Annotated in this window: 17 protein-coding genes and 1 pseudogene; 13 read left to right on the forward strand and 5 right to left on the reverse strand. The window is 73.0% G+C overall.

The annotated features are described in order from the left end of the window. Nucleotides 1-29: 29 nt before the first annotated feature. The 4 genes from QEZ54_RS14110 (at nucleotide 30) to QEZ54_RS14125 (ending at nucleotide 3,023) form a co-directional block, all read left to right on the forward strand. Nucleotides 30-872, forward strand: coding sequence for a putative protein N(5)-glutamine methyltransferase (locus tag QEZ54_RS14110; protein ID WP_348650541.1), 843 nt, complete (start codon nucleotides 30-32; stop codon nucleotides 870-872). Nucleotides 873-1,037: 165 nt separating this feature from the next. Continuing rightward, nucleotides 1,038-1,331 (forward strand): DUF6412 domain-containing protein, encoded by a 294-nt coding sequence (locus tag QEZ54_RS14115; RefSeq protein WP_281305035.1) that lies wholly within the window; start codon nucleotides 1,038-1,040, stop codon nucleotides 1,329-1,331. A 78-nt stretch (nucleotides 1,332-1,409) separates the two neighbouring features. After that, a complete protein-coding gene (gene yidC, locus QEZ54_RS14120) occupies nucleotides 1,410-2,126 on the forward strand; it encodes a membrane protein insertase YidC (protein WP_281305036.1) in 717 nt (238 codons plus the stop codon). Between the two features lie 63 nt (nucleotides 2,127-2,189). Further along, the gene (locus QEZ54_RS14125; protein ID WP_281305037.1) at nucleotides 2,190-3,023 is read left to right on the forward strand and encodes an AbfB domain-containing protein; all 834 of its coding nucleotides are present in this window, start codon (nucleotides 2,190-2,192) and stop codon (nucleotides 3,021-3,023) included. 444 nt (nucleotides 3,024-3,467) lie between these two features. Here QEZ54_RS14125 and QEZ54_RS14130 read toward each other — a convergent pair whose 3' ends face one another. Then, nucleotides 3,468-6,290: a LuxR family transcriptional regulator gene (locus QEZ54_RS14130; RefSeq protein WP_281305038.1), complete on the reverse strand. Its 2,823-nt coding sequence runs from the start codon at nucleotides 6,288-6,290 to the stop codon at nucleotides 3,468-3,470. A gap of 155 nt (nucleotides 6,291-6,445) precedes the next feature. Between QEZ54_RS14130 and QEZ54_RS36385 the strand changes: the two are divergent. The 4 genes and pseudogenes from QEZ54_RS36385 to QEZ54_RS14155 all read left to right on the forward strand — a co-directional run. Then, nucleotides 6,446-6,823 (forward strand): annotated as a pseudogene (locus QEZ54_RS36385) (metallophosphoesterase); the annotation flags it as partial. A gap of 495 nt (nucleotides 6,824-7,318) precedes the next feature. Continuing rightward, the gene (locus tag QEZ54_RS14140; RefSeq protein WP_281305173.1) at nucleotides 7,319-8,524 is read left to right on the forward strand and encodes a saccharopine dehydrogenase NADP-binding domain-containing protein; all 1,206 of its coding nucleotides are present in this window, start codon (nucleotides 7,319-7,321) and stop codon (nucleotides 8,522-8,524) included. A gap of 246 nt (nucleotides 8,525-8,770) precedes the next feature. Next, a complete protein-coding gene (locus QEZ54_RS14145) occupies nucleotides 8,771-10,654 on the forward strand; it encodes a cellulase family glycosylhydrolase (RefSeq protein ID WP_348650542.1) in 1,884 nt (627 codons plus the stop codon). Between the two features lie 227 nt (nucleotides 10,655-10,881). After that, nucleotides 10,882-13,614: a PQQ-dependent sugar dehydrogenase gene (locus QEZ54_RS14155; RefSeq protein WP_281305039.1), complete on the forward strand. Its 2,733-nt coding sequence runs from the start codon at nucleotides 10,882-10,884 to the stop codon at nucleotides 13,612-13,614. A 141-nt stretch (nucleotides 13,615-13,755) separates the two neighbouring features. On the opposite strand, the gene QEZ54_RS14160 is transcribed toward QEZ54_RS14155, so the two are convergent. From QEZ54_RS14160 to QEZ54_RS14170, 3 genes are all read right to left on the reverse strand, one after another. Continuing rightward, nucleotides 13,756-14,694 carry an acyl-ACP desaturase gene (locus tag QEZ54_RS14160; protein WP_281305040.1) on the reverse strand — a complete coding sequence of 313 codons (939 nt, stop codon included), beginning with the start codon at nucleotides 14,692-14,694 and terminating at the stop codon, nucleotides 13,756-13,758. Nucleotides 14,695-14,747: 53 nt separating this feature from the next. Beyond that, nucleotides 14,748-15,476 (reverse strand): lysophospholipid acyltransferase family protein, encoded by a 729-nt coding sequence (locus QEZ54_RS14165; RefSeq protein ID WP_281305041.1) that lies wholly within the window; start codon nucleotides 15,474-15,476, stop codon nucleotides 14,748-14,750. 157 nt (nucleotides 15,477-15,633) lie between these two features. After that, the gene (locus QEZ54_RS14170) at nucleotides 15,634-16,191 is read right to left on the reverse strand and encodes a helix-turn-helix domain-containing protein (protein ID WP_281305042.1); all 558 of its coding nucleotides are present in this window, start codon (nucleotides 16,189-16,191) and stop codon (nucleotides 15,634-15,636) included. 609 nt (nucleotides 16,192-16,800) lie between these two features. Between QEZ54_RS14170 and QEZ54_RS14175 the strand changes: the two genes are divergently transcribed. Genes QEZ54_RS14175 through QEZ54_RS14185 form a run of 3 tightly spaced genes read left to right on the forward strand, consistent with a single transcriptional unit; the run spans nucleotide 16,801 to nucleotide 19,199 of the window. Continuing rightward, a complete protein-coding gene (locus QEZ54_RS14175; protein WP_281305043.1) occupies nucleotides 16,801-17,400 on the forward strand; it encodes a PadR family transcriptional regulator in 600 nt (199 codons plus the stop codon). Continuing rightward, nucleotides 17,397-18,593 (forward strand): FAD-dependent monooxygenase, encoded by a 1,197-nt coding sequence (locus QEZ54_RS14180; RefSeq protein ID WP_281305044.1) that lies wholly within the window; start codon nucleotides 17,397-17,399, stop codon nucleotides 18,591-18,593. Before QEZ54_RS14175 ends, QEZ54_RS14180 begins: the two co-directional genes overlap by 4 nt. A 42-nt stretch (nucleotides 18,594-18,635) precedes the next feature. After that, nucleotides 18,636-19,199, forward strand: coding sequence for an NADAR family protein (locus QEZ54_RS14185; protein ID WP_281305045.1), 564 nt, complete (start codon nucleotides 18,636-18,638; stop codon nucleotides 19,197-19,199). 146 nt (nucleotides 19,200-19,345) lie between these two features. Here QEZ54_RS14185 and QEZ54_RS14190 read toward each other — a convergent pair whose 3' ends face one another. After that, nucleotides 19,346-20,035 (reverse strand): GntR family transcriptional regulator, encoded by a 690-nt coding sequence (locus QEZ54_RS14190; protein WP_281305046.1) that lies wholly within the window; start codon nucleotides 20,033-20,035, stop codon nucleotides 19,346-19,348. 129 nt (nucleotides 20,036-20,164) lie between these two features. Between QEZ54_RS14190 and QEZ54_RS14195 the strand changes: the two genes are divergently transcribed. Beyond that, nucleotides 20,165-21,007 carry an amidohydrolase family protein gene (locus QEZ54_RS14195; protein ID WP_281305047.1) on the forward strand — a complete coding sequence of 281 codons (843 nt, stop codon included), beginning with the start codon at nucleotides 20,165-20,167 and terminating at the stop codon, nucleotides 21,005-21,007. After that, nucleotides 21,004-21,846, forward strand: coding sequence for a fumarylacetoacetate hydrolase family protein (locus tag QEZ54_RS14200; RefSeq protein WP_281305048.1), 843 nt, complete (start codon nucleotides 21,004-21,006; stop codon nucleotides 21,844-21,846). Before QEZ54_RS14195 ends, QEZ54_RS14200 begins: the two co-directional genes overlap by 4 nt. Nucleotides 21,847-21,875 lie beyond the last annotated feature (29 nt).

Here is a 21,875-nt window from a genome sequence, read left to right on the forward strand (position 1 = left end):
GGCGGCCGAGGACGACGTGGCGGCCCAGGGTGACGTGGTACGTGTTGGCCGAGGGCTACGTGGCGGCTGAGGGCTACGTGGCGGCCGAGGGGGACGTGGTGGCCCAGGATGAGGTGGTGGCGCGGCTGCGGGCGGCGGGGTGTGTCTTCGCCGAGGAGGAGGCGGCGGTGCTGCGCGACGGCGACCCCGCGCCGGAGCTGCTGGCCGAGCTGGTGGCGCGCCGGGTGGCCGGGCTGCCGCTGGAGCACGTGGTCGGGTGGGCGCGGTTCGCCGGGCGGCGGGTGCTGGTCGACCCCGGGGTGTTCGTACCCAGGATGCGTACCGAGGTGCTGGTGGCGCGGGCGGCGGCGTACGTGCGGACGGGGTCGGTGATCGTGGACTTGTGCTGCGGAAGCGGGGCGCTGGGGGCGGTGCTGGCGGCGGGCGCCGACGGGCCGGTCGAGTTGTACGCCGCCGACGTGGACCCCGCCGCGGTGAGCTGTGCCCGGCGCAACGTGGAACCGCTGGGCGGCACCGTGTACCAGGGCGACCTCTACGGCGCGCTCCCGCTGACGCTGCGGGGGCGGGTGGACGTGCTGGTGGCCAACGTGCCGTACGTACCCACCGCGGAGATCGCGCTACTGCCGGCCGAAGCCCGGCTGTACGAGGCGCCGGTGGCGCTGGACGGCGGCGCTGACGGCCTCGACGTCGCCCGCCGCATCGTCGCCGGGGCCGGGAGCTGGCTCGCGCCGGGCGGCCAGGTGTTCATGGAGTGCGGCGAGCACCAGGCCGCGGCGGCCGCGACGGCACTGCGCGCCGCGGGCCTCAACCCGTCCCTGCACCACGACGACGACCTCGACGTGACCGTCGTCGCCGGCACCCGCACCCACTGACATCCGCGCCCCACCCACTGACATCCGGGCCCGCGCCGCGAAGTGAGCGTGCAGTTTCGGGGAAACTGCTGGAATCGCCGCCAAGATTCGTGCAGTTTCCCCGAAACTGCACGAACCCACCCGTGCCGGGTGGCGGGGTTGTCCGGGCGCGCTACCGTTGGCGCCGTGCCGATCGCCCTCGCCTCCCGCTGGAGCGCCACCCTGTGGCTCGCTCTGCTGTGCACGGGTGTGGTCGCCGCCGGGACGCCGGGCCTGACCGGCATGCTCGCCTCCGCCGCCGTGCTGGTCGTGGCCTCCGTGGTCGCGCTGCGGGCGCTGGCGGGCATCGACGCGTCCGGCCACGGGCACGCGGCTTTCGGGAGCAGCCTGCGCGAGCGGGCCAGGCGCCAGCGCGTGCCCCGGCACGCCGATCCCGACGCCGCGGGCCGAGCCCGGCCGCGCGCACCCGGCCTTCTCTGAGGAATCACCGCTTCTTCACCGCCGCACGGCGGCCGCTGCCGCGTGTGCGGATTCCTCCATCCTCAGAGAGGTTCCTCCATGCTTTCGTTCGCCCCGGTGGCTGACGCCACCGATTTCGCCTACAACGTCGTCACCTGGCTGTCGGACGTGCTCGCCCCGCTCGGCGGTGCCGCCGCTGGTGTCGTCCTGTTCACCCTGGTGGTGCGGCTGCTGCTGCATCCGCTGACCCGGGCCGCGGTGCGCGGGGAGCGCGCCCGCGCGGCGCTGGCCCCGCAGCTGGCGCGGCTGCGGGAGGTCCATGGCACGGATCCGGTCGCGTTCGGCCAGGCCATGACCGAGCTGTATCGCGGCGCGGGTGTGTCGCCGTTCGCGGGCATCTTCCCGATGCTGCTGCAGGCGCCCGCGTTCATCGTGCTCTACCAGCTGTTCGTGCGTACCGAGATCGGCGGGCACGCCAACTCGCTGCTCGACAGCACGTTGGGCGGGGTGCCGCTGGGTGCGCACCTGCTCGCTCCGGCGGCCGGGCCGCACCTGGCCGTGTTCGGGCTGCTGCTGGCGGCGCTGGCGGGGCTGGCGTGGCTGTCGTCGCGGCGGGCGGTGCGGCTGGCGTCGCTGCAGCCGCAGCCGCCGACGGGGCTGCTGGCGGCGCTGCCGCGCTGGCTGCCGTACGCCATCCTGGTCAGCGCGGCGGTGCTGCCGCTGGCCGCGGGCCTGTACCTGCTGACCAGCACCGCCTGGACGGTGGCGGAGAACGCCGCGCTGCGGCGCGGCATGCCGGTGCCGGCAACCGTCTGAGCACTGTCGATGGTCGGACAGCCGATCGCGATCGAGGGTCTGGCGTGGGTAGCCTGCTGCACCGTGAGCAAGCATCGGCGCGGCGCCCGCGACAACGGCGACCCACTGCTTCCGGCCACCGTCGAGCAGTTGGCAGCGCAGGAGCGCGCGGCGGCGCCGGGTAGGCGCCGACTGGTGATCCTGGGGTCCGCGGTGGCGGCGACGCTCGTGGTCGCCGCCACCGCCTGGGCGGTGACCGGCTCGGACGGCGGTACGGCCGCGCCCGCGGGTGCGTGGGCCACGGGCGGCAGCCGGAGTTTCACCGACGGATTCGGCGACGCGCCCTCACCGTCGCCGCTGCCGCCGCTGCCGCCGCGTTCGCGCACCTCGCCGTCGGCGCCCGCGCTGCCGTCGGCGTCGCCGACGCCCACGCGCGGGTTCGGGCTGGCGCCGGCCCCGGGCGCGGTGCCGGCGCCGGGCACGCTCGCCGTCGGCGGCGCGCGGTCGCTGCGCGCGGGCGACCCCACCGACGTGTACGTGTACGCCGTCGGCGACCTCGCCACGGCCGGCCGGGTAGACCCGCGCAGCCCCGCGCAGACGCGCCAGGCGGCGACGTACACGGTGGTGGCGGGGCTGGCCGACAGCAGCTGCTTCTCGTTCCGCACCCTGGACGGCCGCTGGCTGCGCCACCGCGACTACCGGCTGCACCTGGATCCGGACGACGGGTCGGCGCTGCTGCGCGCCGACGCGACGTTCTGCGCCCGGGACGGGGGCCGGGGCGCGGTGCGCTTCGAGTCGTACAACTACCCGGACTACTTCCTGCACCGGCGCGGCCCTGAGCTGTGGATCGACCGCGGCCAGCGCACCCGGGCGTTCGAGTCGGAGTCCACGTTCGTCGTGACCGGACCGTGGGTATAGGTACCCGGGGTCATCCGTACCGCGACGCGGTTGTTTGCGTATGGCCTACCTAGCGCTCTACGGATTGTCGCCACGCCGGCCCTGACCGATCGTTATTGCCATGGGTGGACCACCTGGTAGCCGCCGGACGACTCCCCAGCGACACGTGACAGCGTCTCCGTGTCGCTGGGTGGAAATCGTGCCCCCGTCGGCGGCTCCGAACGGTTTCAGGTCGGGACCGGTCACCGCCGGTCGCGGTCAGTGCGCTCGATGAGCGGTGTGGCAGAGCGGTGCGCCGTAAACCAGAGCTGGCGGCGTACTGCTTTGAGGCAGGGGAGCAGCCGATCGTTGCTCCCCTGCCACCAGCACAGGGCCAGGAGAGGCTCCCTGCCGGGAGTGCGTGCCACCCCCGGCGGGCCTGGGGAGGAGGCGGCCTCCGGGACCGGCGACGGTTCCGGAGGCCGTTCAGGGCAGGTCGGCGACCGCGCCGGCCAGTTCGGCCCGCGAGTGGACGCCCAGTTTGTGCAAGGCCCGCGCCACGTGCTGCTCGACCGTACGCGGGGACAGGAACAGCACCTGCGCGATCTCCCGGTTGGTGCGCCCCTGCGCGGCCAGCTGCGCCACCTCCCGCTCGCGCGGGGTGAGGCCGCCGCCGTAGCCGGGCCGGCCGCCCTTGGCCACCACCCCGTGCTCGCGTAGCGTCCGCTGGCAGCGTGCCGCGTCCCAGCCGGCCCCGAGCCGGGCGAAGACGTTGCCCGCGTTGCCGAGCACGGCCAGCGCGTCCCCGATCCGTTCGGCGAGCACCAGTTCGCTGCGGGCCATGCCCTCCTCGGCCAGCGTCGCCTCGTACGGCCGGGGCAGCGCGCTGAACTGTACGGCCGCGTCGCGGTAGTGCTTGCCCGCCTCGTCGTGCGCGCCCAGCGCCGCCGCCAGGTTGGCCCGGCACATCTGCAGCGCCGCCGCCGCGTTCGGGGCGACCAGCCCGTCCATGCCCGCCTCGAACTCGTCGATCAGCCCCCGGGCCTCCTCGACGTGCCCCGCCTCGGCCAGCGCCTGCACCGCGTACGGGGCGAGCCCGGCCGCCCAGGACCAGACGCCCTTGGCCCGGACCCGGTCCATGCCCCGGCGCGCCTCGGCGACCGCCTCCTCGCCGTGCCCCCGGGCCAGCAGCATCCGGATGTACGCCCCCGACGCCGCCGCCACCACGTGCACGGTGCTGTTGTGCGGCGCGCTCAGCCCGGCCGAGGTCAGCGACGTCTCGGCGGTGTCCCAGTCGCCGCGCGCCACCGCCAGCAGCCCAGTGATCAGGTGCCCCTCGACCTCGGTGGTCGGCCCGTCCGGGCCGGTGAACTCGGCGGCCCGGTCGGCCAGGCCCGGCCAGCGGCCCATGGCCCAGTCCAGGTGCAGCGCGGTGCAGCGGCCCGCGGTGGTGATGACGGAGGCGCCGACGCGCCCGGCCAGTTCGATCGACTGGCGCAGGAAGTCGTCGGCCTCGGCGTGCATGCCCAGCCATACCGTGGCGTCGGCGAGGTTCTGCAGGCCGCGCGCGGCCTGCTGCCGCTCGGCCAGCGTGGTCGCGTTGGCGGTCAGCCGCCGCGCGGCCTGCCAGGCCTGCGGATCGCCGCAGTTCATCAGCAGCGTGGCCCGGTTGGCGGCGACCGCCATCTGGATCGCGACGTCGTCACCGGCGGCCGCGGCCAGCTCGGCCCGCTCCAGCCAGGCCCGGTCGTCGGCGAACGAGGTGCCGTGCAGCACCGGCCAGGACAGCACCGACATGGCGCGGGCGGCCAGCGCGGGGCGCTCCTGCAGCTCGTCCACGGCGCTCTCGACCTCGGCGGCGCCGCCGGGGAAGTCGCCGACCTGGTTCATCAGCACCAGGCCCAGCATCAGCCGCAGCTCACCGCGCGCGGCCACGGGCAGCCGCTCGTCGGTCATGATGCGCCGCAGCAGCGCCACCGTCTGGTCCGAGCGCAGCCCCAGCTCGGCGGTCTGCGCGAGCCGGATGGTGAGCCGGGTGCGGGTGGCCCGGGGCACGGTCTGGTCGGCCAGCACCTCCTCCAGCTGGGCCAGGGCCGCCTCGTTGTCGCCGTCGGCGATGTACCGGTCGGCGGCCGCCTCGGCGTAGCGCATCCACGCCTTCTCCTGGCCGCTGCGCCGGTTGTGGTGGGCCAGCCGGGCCAGGGCCGCGGCACCGGTGCGGCGGGCCAGCGCGTTGGCGGCGCGGGCGTGCAGCTCGCGGCGGCGGGGGCCGGGCAGCGCGTCGTACACGGCACGGCCCGCCAGCGGGACGCGGTAGCCGTAGCGGCCGTCGGCGGTCTCATCGAGCACCGCCCCGGCCAGCACCTCTACCAGCGCGGCGCGGCCCTGGGCCGGGTCGAGGCCGGCCACATCGGACAGGTGCTCCTCGGGCGCGGACTCGTCGAGCACGGCCGCCGCCTCGGCGACGCAGCGGGCGGCTGGGGAGAGTCCGGCGACGCGGGCGGCGGTCAGTTCACGCAGCCGGGCGGGCGGGGCGAGCTGGCCGGCGGTATCGGCGTCGTCGACGCCGGACAGCTGCGCCAGCAGGTCCTCCAGGACCCGGGGCACTCCGCCGGTGGTGGCGGCCAGCCGGGCCACCAGCTCGGCCGGCGGATCCTGCCGCCGCGCCTGCTTGACCAGCAGCCGGATGTCGTCGAGGGCCAGCGGCTCCAGGCGCAGCGTCACCTGGCGCAGGCCGGGGGCGTACGCGGCCGACACGCCCAGCGGCAGGCCGGGCACGGCCAGCTCCTCCGGCCGGTACGACAGCACCAGCGCGATGCCCGGCAGCGGCGCCGACAGCAGCAGGCACAGCAGGTCCCGCGAGTCGGGGTCGATCCACTGCAGATCCTCGACCACCAGCGTGGCCGGGGCCAGCCCGCTCAGCAGCGCCCGCATACCGCGCAGCAGCCGGTGGCGCGCCTGCGCGGGTTCGGCCAGCGGCGGCAGCGGCGGCGGCAGCTTGTCGGCCAGCTCCGGCAGCAGCGGCACCAGCGCCCCCAGCAGCGGGTTCAGCATGGCCGGGGCGGGCAGCACCGGCCCGGCCGACAGCAGCAGCCCGATGGCGGCGGCGAACGGCAGCGGCGGCCGGATCGGCGGGCACGTCGTGGACAGCACCAGCGCGGTGTGCTGGCGCCGCCACTCGTCGACCAGGCGCGTCTTGCCGCTGCCCGCCTCGCCTTCCAGGAGCAGGACCGAGGGACGGTACGCGACAGTCGACCGGAGGAGTTGCAGAGTCTCTTGGCGCCCGACGAACAATCGGTCTGTCTGCACCGACGTATCTTCCTCGTAGTGATGCGCTAAGCCAAGTCGGCGCGCCCCCCGTCGCCCCGGCCGGACAGTCCGGTGTCCGCCACCGGCTTGCGCCGCGGCCCGTGCCGGGCGGCGCATCCGGCGGTACGCTGGGCGGCCGAGAAACCGGGAGCGCCATGGGCAGGATCATCGTCATCGGGGACGTCGGCGGGCACCCGGACCAGCTCCGCCGGGCGCTGGTCGCGGCCGGTGCGCGGCGCGGGGACCTGCGGCTGCCGCCGGAGCTGACCGTGGTCCAGGTCGGCGACCTGGTCGACCGCGGCCCCGACAGCGCGGGCGTGCTCGACATCGTCAGAGGTCGCCTCGACGACCAGCCCGAGCAGTGGATCCAGCTGCTGGGCAACCACGAGTCGCAGTACCTGGCGGACGGCGAGCGGTTCACCGCCGACCGGCTGAGCAAATCGGACGTCAGGCTGCTGCGCGGCTGGTGGGAGGACGGGCGGCTGCGGGTGGCGGCCGCCGTGCGCACCGCCGACGGCGACGAGCAGCTGGTCACCCACGCCGGGCTGACCGCGCCCTGCTGGCAGGAGCTGGGCGAGCCGACCACCGCCGCGGCAGCCGCGCGGCTGCTGAACGCGCGCCCCGAGCCCCTGCTCTGGCGCGGCAGCGGCCCCGGCGTCGACCCCAAGGCGGGACCGCTGTGGGCCGAGGCGGGCACCGAGCTGTACGAGGAGTGGCTGCGCTTCCACTCCACCGGCGGCTTCGTCTGGTTCGGACAGATCCACGGCCACTCGGCGATCGTCCGCTACCGCGACCGCAGCTGGCGGGCGCCGGGGCGGGTGCGCCAGCGGGCCGCCGTCGACTGGGAGGCCCGCCACGTGCGGGTCCGCATCGGCGGCCGCGTCTTCACCGGCGTCGACCCGAAGCAGGGCGTCGCCGGCACCTCGCACTGGCGCCCGCTGGACCTGCCCGACGCGGTCCTGCTGTCCCCGGCCGACGCGGGCGCCGCGACGAGCCAGCCGGCCGAGGTGTCGCGGGAGCGGCTGACCGTGTCGGCGGACGCTCCTGATCACGCGCGCGGCCGGGGTCGCGACTTCGACCTGGTGCTGTTCGGGGCGACCGGTTTCACCGGCGGGCTGACCGCCGAGTACCTGGCCGCGCACGCCCCTCGTAGCTGCCGCTGGGCGCTGGCGGGCCGCGACCGGGCCCGCCTGGCCGCCGTCCGCGAGCGCCTGGCCGCCATCGACCCGGCCTGCGCCGACCTGCCGCTGCTGCCCGCCGACACGACCGACCCCGACTCGCTGCGGGAACTGGCCCGCCGGGCCCGGGTGGTGGCCACCACCGTCGGCCCGTACGTCGTGCACGGGGAACCGCTGGTGGCGGCGTGCGCCGAGGCGGGCGCCGACTACGTGGACCTGACCGGCGAGCCGGAGTTCATCGACCGGATGTTCACCGCGTACCACGAGGCGGCCGTCGCGTCGGGGGCGCGGCTCGTGCACGCCTGCGGCTTCGACTCGGTGCCGCACGACCTGGGCGCCTACTACACGGTCGGGCTGCTCCCGCCCGGCGCCCCGATCCGCCTCGACGGGTACGTCCGCGCCAAGGGCGCCGTCTCCGGCGGCACGCTCGCCTCGGCGCTGCTGGCGTTCGGACGCCGCAAGCAGACCGCGGCCGCCGCCCGCGACCGGCGCCGCCTGGAGCAGCAGGCGGCCGCGCCGACCGGCCGGATGGTGCGCACGCCGCTGGGCAGGCTGCGCCGCACCCGTGACGGCGGGGCCTGGGCGGTGCCGCTGCCGACGGTGGATCCGGCGATCGTGGGCCGCTCGGCGCGGGCGCTGGACCGGTACGGCCCCGACTTCCGCTACCGCCACGCCGCGGCCGTACGGTGGCTGCCGGTGGCGCTGGCCGGGCTGGTCGCCGCCGCCGTGCTGTTCGTGCTGGCCCAGGTGGGGCCGGTCCGCCAGGCGCTGTCGAACCTGCGCCGCCCCGGCACCGGCCCGGACGCGCGTACCCGCGAGCGCAGCTGGTTCACCGTCCGCTTCGTCGGCGAGGGCGGCGGCCGCCGGGTGGTCACCGAGGTGTCCGGCGGCGACCCCGGCTACGGCGAGACCGCGAAGATGCTGGCCGAGTCGGCCCTGTGCCTGTCCTTCGACGACCTTCCGCCGACCAGCGGGCAGGTGACGACCGCCGTCGCCATGGGCGACGCCCTGCTCGCCCGCCTGCAGGCGGCGGGCATCACCTTCCGCACCCTCTGATTGCGGGTAAGGAAGGGACCCTTCTTATCGCATTCCGATGTAGAAGGGTCCCTTCCCAACCCGCGGAGCGCGGCGGCGGCGCGGCGGGCGGCGGCAGGGCGGGGTGGGCGCGGATCGATTAATCGGTTAAGCTGTCGGCGGGTGCATGTAGGGAGCCAAGGGCCAGGGCAAGGCCAGGCTGCGCCCAGACTTCTCGTCCGCCCCCGCGCCGGTATCCGGGCGGGGCTCCCTACCTGAGGTGTTCCCTTGAAGAAGAAGATCGCGCTCGCGGCCCTGTCCGCGCTGGCGCTGCTCACCGGCATGCTCGCGGTCAGCCAACCGGCCCAGGCCGCCACCGGCATCCGGGTCAGCAACGGCAAGCTGGTCGAGGCGAACGGCACCGCGCTCAAGCTGCGCGGCATCAACCACCCGCACGCCTGGTACGCGACCCAGACCAGCTCCTTCGCCAACATCAAGGCGGCGGGCGCCAACTCGGTCCGGGTGGTGCTCAGCGGCGGCCGGTGGACCACCAACACCGCCTCCGACGTCGCCAACGTCATCTCGCTGTGCAAGACGAACAAGCTGATCTGCGTGCTGGAGAACCACGACACCACCGGCTACGGGGAGCAGAGCGGCGCGTACAGCCTGGACCAGGCGGTCAACTACTGGATCAGCGTGCAGAGCGCGCTGACCGGCCAGGAGAACTACGTCATCCTCAACATCGGCAACGAGCCGTTCGGCAACAACGCCACCACGCCGAACTGGACCGACGCCACCAAGAGCGCCATCGGCCGGCTGCGCAGCGCGGGTTTCCAGCACACCATCATGGTCGACGCGCCGAACTGGGGCCAGGACTGGTCGTTCACCATGCGCGACAACGCCCCGAGCGTGCTGGCGGCCGACACCACCGGCAACCTCATCTTCAGCGTCCACATGTACGGCGTCTTCGACACCGCCGCCGAGGTGACCGCGTACGTCGACTCGTTCACCAGCCGCAACCTGGCGCTGTGCGTGTGCGAGTTCGGTGACATGCACTCCGACGGCAACCCCGACGAGGACACCATCATGGCCAAGACCCAGTCCGCCGGTATCGGCAACATGGGCTGGTCCTGGAGCGGCAACGGCGGCGGCGTCGAGTACCTCGACATGGTGACGAGCTTCAACCCGGCCCAGCGCAGCACCTGGGGTACGCGGTACATCACCGGCGCCAACGGCCTGTCGACCACCTCGACCCAGGCCACCATCTACAACACGAGCACCGACAACCAGGCGCCGACCACGCCCGGCACCCCGGCCGCGTCGAACGTCACCAGCTCGTCGGTGAGCCTGTCCTGGGCGGCATCGACGGACAACGTGGGCGTGACCGGCTACGACGTGGTCCGCGTGAGCGGCTCGACGGAGACCGTGGTCGCCTCGCCGAGCACCAACTCCGCGTCGGTCACCGGCCTGACCGCCTCGACCGCGTACACGTTCGCGGTGTACGCCAAGGACGCCGCGGGCAACCGCTCGACCCGCTCGGGCACGGTCGCGGTGACCACCGCCACGGCCCCCGTCGACACCCAGGCGCCGACCGCGCCCGGCACCCCGACGGCGTCCAACGTGACCAGCTCCTCGGTGAGCCTGGGCTGGACCGCCTCCACCGACAACGTGGGCGTGACCGGGTACGACGTGGTCCGGGTGAGCGGGTCCACCGAGACCGTGGTCGCCTCGCCGAGCACCAACAGCGCGTCGGTCACGGGTCTGACCGCGTCGACCGCGTACACCTTCGCGGTGTACGCCAAGGACGCCGCCGGCAACCGCTCGACCCGCTCCGGCACGGTCGCGGTCACCACGTCGGGCACCAGCACCGGGGGCTGCACCGCGGCGTACCGGATCACCAACAGCTGGCCCGGCGGCTTCCAGGCGGAGGTCGTGATCACCAACGGCGCGACCGCCACCACCGCCTGGACCGCGAGCTGGACCTTCGCCAACGGGCAGACCATCACCCAGCTGTGGAGCGGCCAGGACACCCCCAGCGGCGCGAGCCACAGCGTGCGCAACCTCAGCTACAACGGGACCCTGGCGCCGAGCGGTACGACCAGCTTCGGCTTCACCGGCACCTGGAACAACAGCACCAACGCCGTGCCGACGGTCGCCTGCTCGCGCAGCTGACCGGTCATCTCGCCCGGATCAACGAGGTCCGTCCCCGTCGGGGGCGGGCCTCGCCACTTTCTCGTGGCAAATACCCGATATTACGAACCGGTCCGCGTGTATTGCCCGTTTTTTCATGGTTGGTCGCTAGCCTGGCGCGGTCAATGACCTAGAAACCGGAGGGCGGTCAGTCGATGGGTGCCAAGAGATCCCGGGCTGTCGGCGCGGTGCTGACATCGGGACTGTTCATGATGGCCTCGCCCCTGGCGACCGCGGTCCCGGCCGCGGCGGCGCTGGCGGCGGGCGCGCCCGACGCACCGCAGATCACCGAGCCGGGCGTCGACAACATGCTGGTCAGCGCCGCGGACGTACACATGGAGACGGCGCCGTTCCACGACCCCGACGGCGACGCGCACCTGTGCAGCGACTGGGAGATCCGCACCGGCGCGGGTGAGCGCGTCTGGTACAGCAACTGCATCGGCGGCACCCAGAAGGTCCACATCCACCTCGGCGACGGCATCTTCGAGGGCTCGCACGCGGGCCGCGCCGACCTTGTCCCGGACAAGGACTACGAGCTGCGCGTCCGCTTCCGGGACAACAGCGGCGACCCGGGCACCGAGTGGAGCGCCTGGTCGGAGCGGCCGTTCCGGACCGCGACCGAGCGCAAGCCGCTGCCGGACGCGCCGCAGTGGATCGTCAAGCAGCCCGGCTACCGGGTCGAGGAGGTGGCGGGCGGCTTCCAGCTCCCCGTCGACATCGCGATGACCCCGGGCCACACCGTCGACCCGGCCAAGCCGCTGTTCTACGTCAGCGAGCTGTACGGCCAGATCAAGGTCGTCCGCGGCGACTTCTCGACCGGCACGTACGCCAAGAACCTGCTGAACTTCGATCCGACCGGCGACTTCCCCGGCACCGGCGAGATGGGCGTGACCGGCCTGGCCGTCGACCCCGCCACCGGCGACCTGTTCGCCGCGATGGTGTACGAGGACGACGGCGACATCCTGCCCAAGATCGTGCGGTTCCACAGCACCGACGGCGGCCTGACCTCGGCCTCGTCGAACACGATCATCCGGATGGACAAGGAGCCGCAGAGCGCCTCGCACCAGATCTCGAACCTGAGCATCGGCCCCGACGGCAAGCTCTACGCGCACATGGGCGACGGCATGGACCCGGCGCGCGCCCAGGACAAGAACTCCTACCGCGGCAAGATCCTGCGGATGAACCTGGACGGCTCGGCGCCCAGCGACAACCCGTTCTACGACAGCGGCGACGGCATCGACTCACACGACTACATCTTCGCGTACGGCCTGCGCAACCCCTTCGGCGGCGCGTGGCGGGCCACGGACGGCAAGCTGTACGAGGTGGAGAACGGGCCCGGCGCCAACGACCGGTTCGCCCGGGTGGACCGGGGCGCCGACTACGGCTGGGACGGCGGCGCCACCGACATGAAGAACCGGGCGCTCTACAACTGGACCAGCACCCACGCGCCGGTCGACATCACCTTCGCCGAGCCGGGCGTGCACCACGCGTCCGGCTTCCCCGAGGACACCTGGGGGCACGCGTTCGTCTCCGAGAGCGGTCCGACGTACGCCACCGGCCCGCAGGACAAGGGCAAGCGGGTGGTCGAGTTCGGCTTCATCGCCGACGGCTCGGTGACCGGCCCGAAGACCCTGGTCGAGTACAACGGCGGCGGCAAGACCACGGTCGCCGGCATCACGGCGGGCCCGGACGGGATCTACTTCTCCGGCCTCTACCCCGACTCCGCCTCCGACGGCCCGACCGGGAAGAACGCCAAGATCTACCGCGTCCGGTACGTGCCGCAGCAGGCCGACGCGCCCGTGGTCGCCTACGCCGACCGCGACTTCAAGGGCGGCTTCCAGTCGTTCGGCGCGGGCGTGGCCGACGCCAGCAAGGGCGACCTGGCCGCGGTCGGCAACGACAAGATCAGCTCACTGCGGGTGGCCCCCGGCTACCGGGCCGTGGTCTGCGCCGACGACAGCGCGGGCGGCCGCACCAACGCGGGCAACCTGGGCCTGTGCCGCTACTACGGCGCGGGCCAGCACAACTACGTCGGCGCCGACCTCAACGACAAGCCGTCGCTGATCAGCGTCATGTCGGCGCCCACCCAAGGCACCGGCGTCGTCGCCTACCGAGGCGCCGACGGCACCGGCCCGGCGCAGTCGCTCGGCGTCGGCGGCTACGAGGCCAGCGCGGGCGAGCTCAGCCAGGTCGGCGACACCCTGACCAGCTCGCTCAAGGTCGCCGAGGGCTACCGGGCTGTGGTGTGCAAGAACGACCGCAGCGCCGGGCTCAACACCGGCGAGGTCGGCCCGTGCCGCTTCTTCGGCCCCGGCCAGTTCAACGTCGGCACCGCGTTCGACAACCAGATCGCGCTCATCGCGGTCGGCGGCCCCGCCGTCACCGCGTTCAGCGACGCCGGCTTCGCCGGCAACAGGCAGGCCTTCGGCCCCGGCGTGTACGAGGCCAAGCCCGGCCAGCTCGCCGCCGTCGGCAACGACGCGATCACCTCGTTCCGGGTGGAGCCCGGCTACCACGTGGTGGCCTGCAACAACGACAGCACCGGGCGCAAGAACACCGGCGACCTCGGCCCCTGCCACACCTACGGCGAGGGCAACCACTCGCTGGCGGGCCAGCCGCTGGACAACGGCATCTCGCTGCTGGCGGTGCAGGCCGGCCCGAGCAGCGGCACCCGGGTCACCGTGTACCGCGACCGGGACTTCAAGGGCGCCTCGGCCAAGCTCGGCCCCGGCGTGTTCCAGTCCGGCAACCTCGGCGCGGTCGGCAACGACCAGACCAGCTCGCTGAAGGTGGCCTCGGGCACCCGGGCGGTGGTCTGCCGCCACGACAGCGCCAAGGGCGCCGCGGCGATCAGCCCGTGCCGCTTCTACGCCCCCGGCGACCACAAGTACGTCGGCAGCGACCTCAACGACGACATCTCCCTGATCATCACCGGCTCCTGACCCCACCGCGGGGTCCCCGACCACGCCCGAAGTCGACGCTGGCCTATCTAGTAGACGGATTTCCAAGATCCGTGCTCTAGATAGGCCAGCGTCAATGCTATGCGGGTCGTGGTGCTGCTCAGGTCGGACGAACGTGGCCGGTCAGGCCGCTCGGGCCGCGGCGCGGGCGCGCGAGGCTTCCCGCTTCTCCTCGAACCGGCTCGCGGCCTTGTCCAGCCCGACCAGGAACTCGGCCAGATCCTCGCGGGCCTCCTCGCCGGCCGGGCCCAGGTTGGTGCGCTCCATCGCGCGCAGCTGGCGCAGCACCGGCTGGACCACCTCGTCGTGGTGGATGCGCAGGTCGTAGATGCCCGCCACCGCGATCTGCACCGACTTGCGGCCGAAGTTCTCGATGGTGTGGCCGGGCATCTGGAACTGCTTCACCACCCGGCGCACCGCGTCCATCGCCGCGTCGGGCGCCAGCTCGAACGCCGCGGTGAGCAGGTTGCGGTAGAACAGCATGTGCAGGTTCTCGTCCGCGGCGACCTTGGCCAGCAGCTGGTCGCAGATCGGGTCGCCGCTGATGCGGCCGGTGTTGCGGTGCGAGACCCGGGTCGCCAGCTCCTGGAACGAGACGTACGCCAGCGAGCCGAACAGGTCGGGGTAGTCGGCGGTGAAGCCGCCCTCCATGTGGGCCATCCGGGCCCGCTCCAGCGCGATCGGGTCGACCGCGCGGGTGACCAGCAGGTAGTCGCGGATGGCGGTGCCGTGGCGGCCCTCCTCGGCGGTCCAGCGGTGCACCCAGGTGCCCCAGGCGCCGTCGCGGCCGTACAGCGTCGCGATCTCGTGGTGGTAGCTGGGCAGGTTGTCCTCGGTGAGCAGGTTGACGATCAGCGAGGTGCGGGCCACGTCCGAGAGCTTGGACTGGCCCGGCTCCCACGCCTCGCCGCCGAGCACGCCGTCGAAGTCGGTGCCCTGGCTCCACGGCACGTACTCGTGCGGGAACCATTCCTTGGCGGTGGCCAGGTGGCGGTTGAGGTTGCTCTCGACCACCGGCTCCAACTCCTTGAGCAGGGCAATCGTGTCGACGGTCTCGGTCATGCGCAGTCCTCCTGAGGTTCGAGACTACGGTACCGTAACCTACGACACCGTAGCTAGTCGTCCTCGTCTTCCTCGATCGACTGGGGGAGCGGAGCGCTTCCGCCCAGGTGGGCGGGCATCCACCAGGAATCCTCCGGGCCGCGCGGTTTGTCCGGATACTCCGCCTGAGCCCGGTCCAGCAGGGCCTTCATCCGCAACCGTAGCTCGGCCGCGACGTCCTCCTGCTTGTCCCGGCGGCCCGGGTGCATCGGCTCGCCGACCAGGATCGTCACCGGGATGTTGCGCTGCAGCAGCCGGCGCGGGCGCCCCTTGGTCCAGAACCGCTGGGTGCCCCACAGCGCCATCGGGATCAGCGGCACGCCGGTCGTGGCCGCCAGCCGCGCCGCCCCGCTCTTGATGTCCTTCACCGTGAACGACTGGTCGATCGTGGCCTCCGGGAACACCCCGACCACCTCGCCGCCCTTCAGCGCCGCCAGCGCCGCCTTGTACGACGACAGCCCCGCCTCCCGGTCCACCGGGATATGGTGCATCCCCCGCATCAGCGGCCCCGCGTACCGGTTGTCGAAGATCTCCTTCTTGGCCATGAACCGCACCAGCCGCCGCGACGGCCAGGCGCCGAACCCGGCGAAGATGAAGTCCAGGTAGCTGATGTGGTTGCTGGCGAGCACCGCCCCGCCCGAGGTGGGCACGTGCTCCGCCCCCTCGACCGTGATCCGCATGGAGAGCAGGCGGAAAGAGGCCTTCGCGAGGGCGATCACCGGCGGGTATACGCGGTCCGACATGGCGTAACAGTAAAGCCACCGCCCGCCCCGCCGACCGGCCCCCCGCCCCAAGGTCATCGAAGTTGCCAGGCAATCGGGCGTATCTTGCGGGCCCATTCGCCCCACTGCCTGGCAACTTGCGCGTTCTTGCCACCCGGTCGGGGACCGGGTCGGCGGGTCAGCGCGGGAGCCCGGAGACGATCACGCTCACGGTACGGGCGTCGGGAGCGGCGGCGTCCTGGGCGACCAGCTCGTCGACGTGGGCGTAGAAGCGCTGCCAGAGGTCGTTGAGGGAGGTCGGGGTCAGGCGGACGACCAGGTCGCCGATGCCGCTCGCCTCGATCCACTCGGTGGGCAGGGTGGTCTCGGCTGCCTCGTACCCCCGGATGTCGGTGGCCAGCGTCTCAAGCTGCTGCCGCCGGATCACCGCGACCGCCTCGCGGCCCTGCGCGCTGCCCGCCATCGCGACCGGATCCCAGTCCGTGAGCCGGTGCACGGCCTGCCAGCGCTTGGCGCGCGGGTGACCGGGCTCGTCCGTCTCGGCGATGAAGCCGAACTCGGCGAGTTTACGCAGGTGGTAGCTGGTGGAGCCGGTGTCGGTGTCGAAGCGCTGGGCGAGCTCGGTGGCGGTGGCGGGCCCGTGCTCGCGCAGCGCCCCGAGCAGCTTGACGCGGAGCGGGTGAGCCAGTGCGCGGAACTCGTCCACGTTGGCGATCTGCCGGATGTCATCGGTCATGCCCAAAACCCTAGCCTTGCAGAATTCTCTTTGCAAACAGAATTCTGTAAACCTCTGAGCTGCGTAAACGTCCAGCAGCACCGTCGATTTAGCGTGAATGCCCGAATCGGTGGCCGCTGCGCACGATGCAACCAAGTCCGCCGACAACCGACATTCGGACCGGCGGTCGCGATCATGCGGCGACCGGCTCCGAAGATTCGCCCCGGCCAAAACACCGCGAAATCCCGTCCCCCAGTGCCCGCCCCTTCCCGCGAACGCCCACTTTTCGCCCCCCCGGTGACGATCACCGCCGAGACCCCAGCTTCAAGATCACTGTCTGTGGTCGGAAGCATGTCTCCCCGCCCGCCAAATGGCCGCTACCGGCGATCATCGACCCGCGCCTCGCCCAAGATCGCGGCGCCCGGTCTCTTCCTGTGCGCGTCGGCCGAGAGTGCCGGTGCTGCGCGCTTGGTTGATCACGGTGGCGGGGTGGGGATACGCCGTCGAACCCGACCACAAGTTCATGATCAACGAGGTGGGGGATGCTGGCGGGGCGGGGTAGTTGAAGGGGAATAGTTGATGCTGACTAGTCGGCTGTGTATAGTCGAGACTGACTAAGGATGATGGAACGTGGCTGAGAAGCGGCGGAAGGTGGGGAATCCGCTGGCACTGGCGGTGCTGGCGGAGATGGTCATCGAGCCGATGCATCCGTACGAGATGGGGCGGCGCCTGCAGGAGCACGGCAAGGACCGCAGCATCAAGTACAACCGCAGCTCGCTGTACATGGTGGTGGAGCAGCTGGTCAAGGCCGGGTTCATCGCCGAACGGGAGACCGTTCGCGACACCCAGCGGCCGGAGCGGACCGTCTACGCGATCACCGACGCGGGCCGGGCCGAGCTCTACGACTGGATGCGCGAGCTGGTCGCCGAGCCGAAGCAGGAGTTCCCGCAGTTCGGGGTGGCGCTGTCGCTGCTGGCCGTGCTGTCGCCGGAGGAGGCGGTGACGCTGCTGCAGCGGCGGCTGACCGCGCTGACCGCGCAGCTCGACGAGGTCACCGGGCTCATCACGGAGTCCACCGACCGCGGGCTGGCGTGGATCTTCCTGGTGGAGGAGGAGTACCGGCGGGTCATGCTCGACGCCGAACGCCGCCTCGTCACCGACATCGTCCAGTCGCTCCAGCAGCCGGAGTACGTCCGGCAGTGGCACGAGGTGATGGGGAGACACACATGACGGCAGCCAGGACCGCACTGGTGATCGGGGGCGGCATCGCCGGCCCGGTGACCGCGCTCGCGCTGCGCCGGGCCGGGATCGAGGCGACCGTGTTCGAGGCGTACGCCGACACCGCCGAGGGCGTCGGCGGCATCCTGATGGTCGCGCCCAACGGCCTGGCCGCCTTCGACGTGCTCGGCCTGGCCGACGCGGTGAACGCGGCCGGGCAGCTGATGCCCGGCATGGCCATCGTGGACGCGGGCACGGGCGCGGACATGATGGCGTTCGGCGGCGTGCCCGGCCTGCCGCCGAGCCGGGTCATCTGGCGTGGCGACCTGCACCGCCTGCTGCGCGACGCCGCCGTCGCGCAGGGCATCGCCGTCGAGTACGGCCGCCGCCTGGTCTCCGTCGACGAGTCGCCCGACGGCGTCACCGCCCACTTCGCCGACGGTTCGAGCGCCCGCGCCGACCTGCTCATCGGCGCCGACGGCATCCGCTCCACCGTGCGCGGCCTGATCGACCCGGCCGCCCCCGGCCCGAGCTACGTCGGCCTGCAGTCGTTCGCCGGCTACGGCGGCCCCGGCCCCGACAGCGACGGGATGATCCGCTTCGCCCAGGGCAGGCGCTCCTTCATGGGCTACTGGACGCAGCCGGACGGGCAGGTCGGCTGGTTCAGCAACATGCCGTACGAGCAGCCGCTGACGCTGGCGCAGGCCCGCGCGGTCCCGGCCGCGCAGTGGCTGGCCCGGCTGCGCGAACTGCACGCCGACGACCTGCCCGCCCGGGACCTGCTGCGCCACGCGACCGAGGAGGAGTTCATGGTCTTCGGCCCGTCGGAGATCATGCCGACGGTGCCGCGCTGGCACCGGGGCCGGATGGTGCTGGTGGGCGACTCGGCGCACGCCCCGTCCTCCAGCAGCGGCCAGGGTGCGTCGCTGGCCGCCGAGAGCGCCCTGCACCTGGCCCGCTGCCTGCGCGACCGGCCCGACCTGCCCAGCGCTTTCGCCGCGTACGAGCGGCTGCGGCGGCCCAGGGTGCAGCGGGTGGCCGCGTTCGCCGCCCGGCAGAACGGCCGCAAGGCCGCCGGCCCGGTCGGCCAGGCGGTGTTCCGCGCGCTCGCGCCGCTGATGATGCGTACCGTGCTCACGCCGAAGCGGATGTTCGGCTGGATGCACGGCTACCGCGTCGACTGGGACGCCCCGGTCACCGCGTAACCGGCTTGGCGCCGGTGGCGGGCTGCCGGGACACTGTCGGGCGTGACACCTCAGTCCGCCGCCGACGTCATCGCCCTGCGCGCCACCGGTGCCCGGGTCCGCTACCTGTACTTCTGGGGCCACCGGCCCGAGCCGGACGGCAGCCTCGGCCGGGGCTGCCTGAGCCAGTGGTGGCCGGTCGGGTTCACCGCCGACGGGCAGACCTTCGCCAGCGCCGAGCACTACATGATGTGGCGCAAGGCGGTGCTGTTCCGCGACGCCGCGGCCGCCGCGAAGATCCTTGAGGCCGAGCATCCGGCCCAGGCCAAGGCGTTCGGCCGCGAGGTCCGCGGCTTCGACGAGGGGGTATGGCGGCAGCACCGCGCCGACATCGTCCTGGCCGCCAGCCTGGCCAAGTTCGGCCAGCACGACGACCTGCGGGCCTATCTGATCGGCACGGGCGAGCGGGTGCTCGTGGAGGCCAGTCCGCTGGACGCGGTCTGGGGCATCGGGGTGGCCGCCGACGACCGCCGCGCGGGGGACCCGGCGGCCTGGCCGGGCCTCAACCTCCTCGGCTTCGCCCTCATGCACGCCCGCACCACGCTCCGCGAAACGCCCACCCTCTGAGAGAAAAGGAAGGGCCCCTTCTTATCGGAATCCGAGGTAGAAGGGACCCTGGTTAACCCTCCCGCACGACTCGCGGCATGGCGGGCCGGTGCGCCCGTTAAGAAGGGGCCCTTCTACCTCGGAAAGCGATAAGAAGGGGCCCTTCCTTACTGGGGGCGGGTGAAGGCGGGGAGGTGGCGGGTGCGGGCGGCGGTGAGGTGGGCGTGCATGGCGGCCGAGGCCGCATCGGGGTCGGCGGCGGCCACGGCCGTGGCGATGCGCCCGTGCTCGGCGGCGGTGTCCCCGGCCTGCGTGGACGGGAAGTAGAGCCGGTGCAGGTGCAGGTGGGAGTGCAGCCGGATGATCGAGTCGCGCAGCAGGACGCTGCCGGACACCTCGGCGACCAGGTCGTGGAAGCGCGCGTCGAGCGCGGTGAACGCGGCGTGGCGCCGGTAGCCGTCGCCGCTCTCCACCGCGGGTTCGGCGGCCGCCTCGGTCCGCAGCAGCGCGCGGTCCTCGGCGGAGGCGTGCTGGGCGGCGCGGGCGGCGGCGGCCGGTTCGAGCAGCAGCCGCATCTCGAAGAGCTCCTCGAACTCGGCCCGGGTGAGCAGCGGCGTGGTGGTGTACCCGGACATCGCCCGCTTGCGCACCAGCCCGTCGGACTCCAGCCTGGCCAGTGCCTCGCGCACGGGCGTGGGGGAGACCTCCAGGCTGCGGGCCAGGCCGTCGATGCTGACCCGGTCGCCGGGTGCGATCGCGTGCTCCATGATCAGCGTCTTGAGCGACTCGTAGACGTCATCGGTGAGGGTGAGCCGCTGCGCCGGGCGCACCTGGCCGCTGACGGATGGCGTGGTCATCACGGTCCCCCTTGACTCTCACCGGCGTGAGCGAGTAAACCTTACCGACATCCATTATGCTATAGGATCTACGATCGGTGTCGCGGTACGGCGACACCGGCGCGAGCATGTCGCCAGGAAGGGTGAACCGTGGAAATCGACGCCCACCACCACCTCTGGACGGCAGACTACGCCTGGCTGGCCGAGCCCGGCCTGGAGCCGCTGCGCCGCGACTACACCGCGGCCGAGCTGACCGCCCACCTCGACGCGAACGGCGTGCGGGCCGCGGTGCTGGTCGAGGCGGGCCGGTGCGAACTGGCCGAGACGTACGAGTTCCTCGCCCTGGCCGCCGCCGAGCCCCGGATCGCCGGAGTCGTCGGCTGGGTCTCCTTCGCCGACTCGGACCTGCCCGGCACGCTGGCCGCCCTGCGCGCCGCCCCCGGCGGCGACCTGCTCGTCGGCGTGCGCGACCAGGTGCAGGGCCGACCCGACCCGGACTGGCTGGACCGGCCGGAGGTGCGGGCGTGCCTGGCGGCGGCCGGGGCGGCCGGGCTGGTGGTGGACCTGGTGGTACGCGAGGACCAGCTGCCCGCCTGCGCCCGCGCCGCCCGCGACCTGCCCGGCACCGTGTTCGTGCTCGACCACCTCGGCAAGCCGCGGATCACCCCGGACGGGCTGGCCGCGTGGCGGGCGGCCGTGACGCCGCTGGCCGCCTGCGCCAACGTGGTGGTGAAGCTGTCGGGCCTGCTCACCGAGGCCGGTCCGGACTGGACGGTCGAGCGGATCGCCCCGTTCGCGGCGACCGCGCTGGAGCTGTTCGGCGCCGACCGGACCATGCTGGGCTCGGACTGGCCGGTCTGCGAACTCGTCGCGGCGTACGCGCCGACCGTCGCGGCCCTGACGGCCGCCCTGCCGCCCCTGACGGCCCCGGAGCACGCCGCCGTGTCCGGGGGTACCGCGATCCGCACCTACCGCCTGGAGGTCCCCAGATGAAGCTCATGCGGCTCGGCGCGCCCGGCGCCGAACGCCCCGTCCTGTACGCCGACGGCCGCCACTACGACCTGTCCGGGCTCACCGCCGACATCGACGGCGCCTTCCTGGCGGCCGGAGGCCTCGACCGGGTCCGGGCGGCCGCCGCCGAGCTGCCCGAACTCGACGCCACCGGGCTGCGGGTGGGCGCCCCGATCGCCCGGCCGGGTGCGGTCGTCTGCATCGGGCAGAACTACGCCGCGCACGCGGCCGAGTCGGGCGCCCAGCCGCCGACCACCCCGATCATGTTCTACAAGGCCCCGAACACGGTCGTCGGGCCGTACGACGACATCCTCATCCCGCGCGGCTCGACCACCACCGACTGGGAGGTCGAACTCGCGGTCGTCGTCGGCCGCCGCGCCCGCTACCTGGAGTCCCCGGCCCAGGCCCTGGACCACATCGCCGGGTACGTCCTCTCCGACGACGTGTCCGAGCGCGACTTCCAGCTGCACCAGTCGGGCGGGCAGTGGTCCAAGGGCAAGTCGTGCGAGACCTTCCAGCCGCTGGGCCCGTGGCTGGTCACCCCGGACGAGCTGGGCGGGGTCGGCGACCTCGGGCTGCGCTCCTGGGTGAACGGGCAGCCGCGCCAGGACTCCACCACCAAGGACATGATCTTCGACGTGGCGTACCTCATCTGGCATCTGTCGCAGTACACGGTGCTGGACCCGGGCGACGTGGTGAACACCGGCACGCCGCAGGGGGTGGCGCTGTCGGGGCGGTTCCCGTACCTGGCGCCGGGCGACGTGGTCGAGGTCGAGATCGACGGGCTGGGCCGCCAGCGGAGCGTCTGCGCGGCCGCCTGAGAAGTGTCGGCAACCGGTCGCCGGGTTTG

Source organism: Catellatospora sp. KI3, from assembly GCF_029948125.1.
Classification (GTDB): domain Bacteria; phylum Actinomycetota; class Actinomycetes; order Mycobacteriales; family Micromonosporaceae; genus Catellatospora.